The sequence below is a fragment of the Limnofasciculus baicalensis BBK-W-15 genome (assembly GCF_024178385.1).
Classification (GTDB): Bacteria; Cyanobacteriota; Cyanobacteriia; order Cyanobacteriales; family Coleofasciculaceae; genus Limnofasciculus; species Limnofasciculus baicalensis.
Genome location: NZ_JAMZMM010000368.1, coordinates 1 through 6,019, shown reverse-complemented (window position 1 = coordinate 6,019; position 6,019 = coordinate 1). Strand labels below are relative to the sequence as shown.

The 6,019-nt window shown below is 41.4% G+C and carries 3 protein-coding genes; 1 reads left to right on the top strand and 2 read right to left on the bottom strand.

All coding sequences use genetic code 11. The annotated features are described in order from the left end of the window. Positions 1 to 129: 129 nt before the first annotated feature. On the top strand, positions 130 to 2,349 hold the full coding sequence (locus NJ959_RS24555) for a pentapeptide repeat-containing protein (protein ID WP_254014379.1): 2,220 nt from the start codon (positions 130 to 132) through the stop codon (positions 2,347 to 2,349). 20 nt (positions 2,350 to 2,369) lie between these two features. Here NJ959_RS24555 and NJ959_RS30300 read toward each other — a convergent pair whose 3' ends face one another. Both NJ959_RS30300 and NJ959_RS24550 read right to left on the bottom strand, forming a co-directional pair. Further along, positions 2,370 to 2,495 (bottom strand): hypothetical protein, encoded by a 126-nt coding sequence (locus NJ959_RS30300; RefSeq protein WP_256529732.1) that lies wholly within the window; start codon positions 2,493 to 2,495, stop codon positions 2,370 to 2,372. Beyond that, a partial coding sequence (locus NJ959_RS24550) for a translocation/assembly module TamB domain-containing protein (protein ID WP_254014378.1) occupies positions 2,496 to 6,019 on the bottom strand: 3,524 nt, incomplete at its 5' end. It lies immediately after the preceding gene.

The following is a 6,019-nucleotide window of genomic DNA, read 5'->3' as shown; positions in this document are numbered from 1 at the left end:
GGATAATTAAATTAGCATATCTCTGTCTGGGGGAAAATCAAAAAAAGTTTAGGCTATTGTAACAATCATTACTGCTAGAATTTAACTTGCAGTGGGATAAAAATTATTAGTCATCAATTTTTGTCTGTTATGGAGGCTCACATTTTACCCGATCGCGATCGACAAAATTCAACTGCTGAGGTGGCTCGAAAAAAGCACCCAAACCTTCAGCAAGCTCAGGAAACGATTTATCAATTTCTGATCGAACTGGTAAATCGTTCGACTCCAGAAACGGTATTGCTGGAATTCAAGCAGTTGTTTATTTTTGGGGAGAGTAGCCTCAGTCTAGAAGTTAATAAGGCTCTATACGAGATTCTCTTTCAAAAAGATGATGGGGAATTTAGAAATACCTTAAAAAGATCTTGCTACATCTTAATTAACAACTGGTCCGCTAGTCGAAACTATAAGTATATTCAACAATTAATTGAAATCCTAGGTGAGGCAAAAGAGCAAACCCATACCCTCTCTTCTAGTCTTCGTCGTCTGAGAAGTTGGTTAGCCGATTTTATAGACAGTGATGACTATCAAGAACTTAAACTCTTTGCCTTGCCATTTGTCGGGAATGAAAGAGGAAATTGGAGTCATCGTTATGCCTTTTATTTATTAGTTCCTCAATACCTCGACTCCGAGAATCCGATTGAACAACGAGACTTAGCTTGCCATTTAGCTAAACGTTTAAAAGAAAAGTTCAAATTTCAACTGGCGATGTACACTGTTCACTGTAATTCGCCGACAGTTAAAGACGAGCAAATCGCGAATCCTACTCGGTTAGGAAAGGGTATGCTGCGGTTGCTCCAACAACTGATATCAAAAAACTTCGTATTTAGTTATACAAACTATGCTCGCATATTCCTCGATCAAACTCAAGATCTAAATTACAAACAATTTAAGCAAAGTTTACTGAAATATTTAGTATATTCTGGGAGCAATGGGGTTGACGGGAGAAGCAATGGTGATTCTGTAGATCGGATTAAAAAAATACTCGCTCAAAAGCTAGCCAATCTCTATAAAAATCACCATGATGAGCCGAATAACGTTGACTTGTTATTGCGAACCTGTCGGCGGACGATTGAATTTCTGACTACGGAAGATGGAAAAGAGCCGTCTTCGCTATTTATTTTACTAGCATCTCAAGGGAATCCCCTAACTATTGTTATTTCCCTGTTGAAAATTATTTTGTTGTGCAACTACGTCCGTACCCATCTGGATGTTTCCATGGCGAAATTGATTCACTATTATGAAGATTATCCAGAAACGGAATGTCAGTGGTTTATTAATTTTCTGGATATTTTTAATGTTGTCTTGGCTATTTACACAGAAAATGTGCAATACAATTTTGTTCAAATTGAAGCAGGAGATTCAGCTAATCAAAATGTGGCATCGCCAGGAAATTATCGCATTTTTTCTCAATTAAAAGGAGCCAACTTGCGCGGCACAAATCTTAGTGGTGCTGATATCCACAGTACAGATTTGAGTGCTGCGGATTTGCGGGAGGCTAATCTCAGCAGTGCGGATCTCAGTCAGGCTAATTTGAGCCTTGCTAAACTCAGTAAGGCTAATTTGAGCAGCGCGTTGCTAAATGGTGCTGATTTAACTGCAACTGACTTGAATGGTGCAAATTTGAATGGTGCAAGTTTAAATAAGGCTAATCTTAACCGTGCGGAAATTCAAAAAGCGAATCTTAATTGTGCCAATCTATCTGATGCAACACTACGCCATTGCAATCTCCAGGAATCGGATCTCAGTTATGCTAATCTCAGTCGTGCTATCCTCAATGCTTGTAATCTGAAAAATGCCAATCTGCGCCATGCAAATCTTCAGCATGTCGATCTGAGCCATGCTAACCTCAGTTGTGCTAACTTTAGCGGTGCTAACCTCAGTGGCGCTAATCTGAGTCGTTCCAACATGGCTAATGTTCATCTGAATCAAGCAAATCTTTCTCGTGCTGATATGAATCGTGGAAATATCTGTGGTGCTGACCTGAATGGTGCTATTATGCGCCGTGTCAACTTAATTGATGGTAGTGCGAGCGATGCCAACCTCAGCAATGCGGATCTCAGTCATGCCAATTTAAGCTGCGTGAATCTCAGAGGTAGCGATTTGAGTGGCGCACTTCTGCGTCATGTTAATCTTGAGGATGCGGATCTCAGTTATGCAAATCTTAGTGGCGCTAATCTGTTTAATACTAATCTTAATGGCGCTAATGTCAGGGGGACTCAGTTTAGAAAAAATGTGGGCTTCTCTGAGGCGAAACAAAAAGATTTGGAGAAGCGAGGTGCTATTTTTGAATCTAGTTACTTTGCGCTGTAAGAAGCAAATTGCGATCGCATTCACATAACCGTATGATAGGTATCTTTACCCTCAATAGGTAACTTTTTGAGGCGTTGGTTTTTCAAATCTGGTTCTAAAGCTAAATCCTCTAAAGGAAATAAACCTAATAAAGGATCTGTTATCAATTAAAACCGCCGCTCATACTCAATCACCGCCCGACTATCCCCAGAAAAATCTGTCCCTCCCCGCAGGAGAATATTATCGTTAATTCGATAACGTAAATTGTACTGTGCAGGCTGATCTGTTGTCAACTCTTTCAAGACAGAAATCGATAAATTCCGAGTAATATCAATCCCCGCTTCAGCGGCTAATCCTAGGCTGGAAGTGCGTCTTTCGTCATTGGTAATAATTGTGGGGAATAGGCGAAATTCACTTAATCTCAAAGTATCGCCAATAAAATTACCCACATTCCCTAATAGTGCAGAGCCAGCTAGGTTGGCTAATCCCAATGTACTATCTCCTCTACCGAATGTATCAACAAAACCACCTCCCAACAGGGCGACAATTTCTGATTCACTCCGGGCAGGTGTACTAGTTAATTCTAATCGATCTGCTAACTGACTTGCTGGACCTAATACTTTTGCTTGCACTCGTACTGTTTGGACTGAGCCGAAACTAGTATTCACTGTATCACTAATTTCGGCTGATTGGGGGTCGTTAGGTAGTCGTCTTTGGGTGGCTTCGGCAACTGATGTGACTAGCTGTACATCTAATTCTGGATCGAATCCACGATCTGGAATAAATCGTGCTTTATTATTATAACCTCCTGCTAACCGGAACTGAGTGGTAAATATATTTACCTGTCCCCGTCGTAAATCAATCTCTCCTTTTGGTTTCATATTATTTAAAGAGCCATTAATCGTCAAGATCCCTTCTGCTAGGAAATTTAAAATAGGTGCTTGACGAATTTGGATGTCTTTACCAAGGGTAATTTCTAAGTTATTGAATTCTACAGGAATACCAGTATCAGTTTCCGCACTGACACTAACGGCACTACTGGCTTCATCTGGTAGAGGTATTCTACCATTAAATAACTCAAGTTTACCCGTTAATACTGGGGCTAAAGCTGCACCTGCGAGGGTAATATTTCCTTTGACAGCTCCACTATAAAGTCCTTTTAAATTTAGAGCTAAATCTGGTATATTTACAGTTAATGGATTGGTTTGGGGAACAGGTTCAGAAATTGGTAGGGTTCCTGATGCTGTAATTTGACCTCCGCCAAAATTACCGCTAAAGCTTTTTACATCGATTTGGTCAAAATTGAATTGAATTTCACCCGCTACGTTTGTCAGGGGTTCTGGTAGTGTTTGGGCTGCTATTTTGGCATCGCTCACAATCGCAGTTCCATTGGCAATTAAGTCTGTGGGACGACCTTTTTCTTGGTCAAATATTCCTTCAATTTTTACATTTACATCCCCTTTTCCATCTAGCCATACAATTTGCTGTCGGCTGAGGATATCTAAGATAGCAAGCCCCTTATCTTTGACGTTTATATCCAAGTTTAGCTTATTATTATCAGGGGATATGGCATCTGGAAATGGTAGTTTGTAAGGAATACTCCCTGTAATTGTTATGGGATCGGAGTTAGCTGCTAAAATACTATCTGCGGCAAAGTTGAGACGGGCGTTATTATAACTGAAACTCCCGACAACTGACTGGACTTTTTCTTGGTTTAAGCTGGCATCGACAACTGTTAACTCTCCTCTGGCTTGGGGGTTGGCTAAATTACCCGCAAGGGTGGCGCTACCATTAATTTTCCCTCCGAATCCAATGGCTGGTGGTAAATTTACAAATTCTCGAATTAGGGCAATGGGTACGTTTTCTAATTGCAATTTACCCGATTGTGTCTCGCCGCCAATTGTGCCGGAGAAGGTGGCGATACTATCTCCGGCTTCTATTCTCACAGGTAATAGTGTTAATACGCTATCTTTGAAACTCCCTTTGGCAATAACTTGACTGGTTTGGAAGGCTCCCCATTGCCAATCTTTGCCCTGGATATCGAATTCGGCATTAATTCCAGAGGCTAAATTAGCTGCTAGGTTAATACTTCCGGTGAAGATACCATCGATTTCGCTTAATTCTGGTAGGGGCGATGTTTCTTTCCGTTTGGCTTTTTGTTGGGCAAGGAGGGCTGTAATTTCTGAGAAACGTCGTAGTTGGATTTGTAAGTGTGATTCTGGTAATCCTACTTGGGTGATTTCTGGGGGAGTGGGGAAGCGAGGATTGGCTTTGGTTACGTCGAATAGTTGCCACAATGCGACTAACACGGGTAGTTGTCCTTCTACTACGTCTACTTTACCTTGGAATTGGGGTCCTTGATGTGTGGATGTGAGTTTGCCGGAGATGATATATTGATTGTTACCTGGTTTTGTCTGGTTTCCTAGGGTACGGTCGAAGATCGATCCTGCGATCGCTAAGTTATTTACGGTTATGTCAAATGTTTTAAGATTTATATCTAGATTGCCGGAAATATCTCCGGCTAAGGGTTGGGTAGCAAAGGCTCCTGGGAGGGGGGCTACTTTTTGGATTATGTTAATGGGGAAGTTTTGGGCGGTTACTTGGAGATTATCTTGTTTTCGTGTACCTTGTGCGATCGCGCTTCCTTGTCTAATATTAAATGATATTGGTAGATAGTCTTTCCCTAGCGCTACTTCGATTCTGTCGTTTTCTCCTTTTAGGTTAAGTTGGTATCCTCCACCGGAGTCAGTATTTACTCCTCCTTTCAGTAAGGGTTCAAATGCTATATCATTAATAATTAAGTTTTCTAGCTCTAAGTCTCCCCTGATATTGGGCGCGGCAATTGTCCCCTCAATCTTTCCGGCAAAGTCAAGATTCCCTCCTACCTTGAGGTTTGCGGCAGTCGGAGGTAGATAGGCGGCAATTTGTTGTAAGTTTATGTCTTTGGCGGCAATATCTAAGTTAACATTAGTAATGGCGCTTGGGCTAATACCCCGATTTAGATTTATCCCGACAAACCCACTGGCTGATAATCCCGGCGCAGTCGCCTCTTGGATTTCGATTCCGTCTCCTCTCCATCGGAATGCGGTAGCAAGAGGACCTTTAATTCCAGGAATTCCTTCACTAAAATTGAGTTTACCATCAACTCGTAGGGATTGGGTAATGGCAGTGGGGGTTAAGTTGGCAAGATTTCCCACTATATTTATAGCACCATCTAAGATTCCGCGCAACTGATGGGAAATTTGCTGCAATTGAATATTGGTGGATGCGACTGTGGCTTGGAATGTACCTTTAGTTAATACTATATTAGTGGCGGCGATTGTACCTCCGACTATATTTACACTACCACTACCACTGCCAGTTATGCTTGATGGCGATAAATTAGCTAAATTTCCAGTTAAATTAAACTTCCCTGCAATACTGCCAGCAAATTGAGGTGGTAATTGGGGTACTAAGCCAGCCAAGTTTACGCCATCGGTTTGGATATTAGTGCGAAAACTACCATCGGCTAGCTCGACATCTAATAAATTAATCCTGCCCTCACCTATATTTACACTACCACTACCACTGCCAGTTATGCTTGATGGCGATAAATTAGCTAAATTTCCAGTTAAATTAAACTTCCCTGCAATACTGCCAGCAAATTGAGGTGGTAATTGGGGTACTAAGCCAGCCAAGTTTACGCCATCGG

Bases quoted from the DNA above. Each gene is read 5' to 3' on its own strand.
- NJ959_RS24555 (WP_254014379.1), top strand. From the start codon at position 130: ATGGAGGCTCACATTTTACCCGATCGCGATCGACAAAATTCAACTGCT.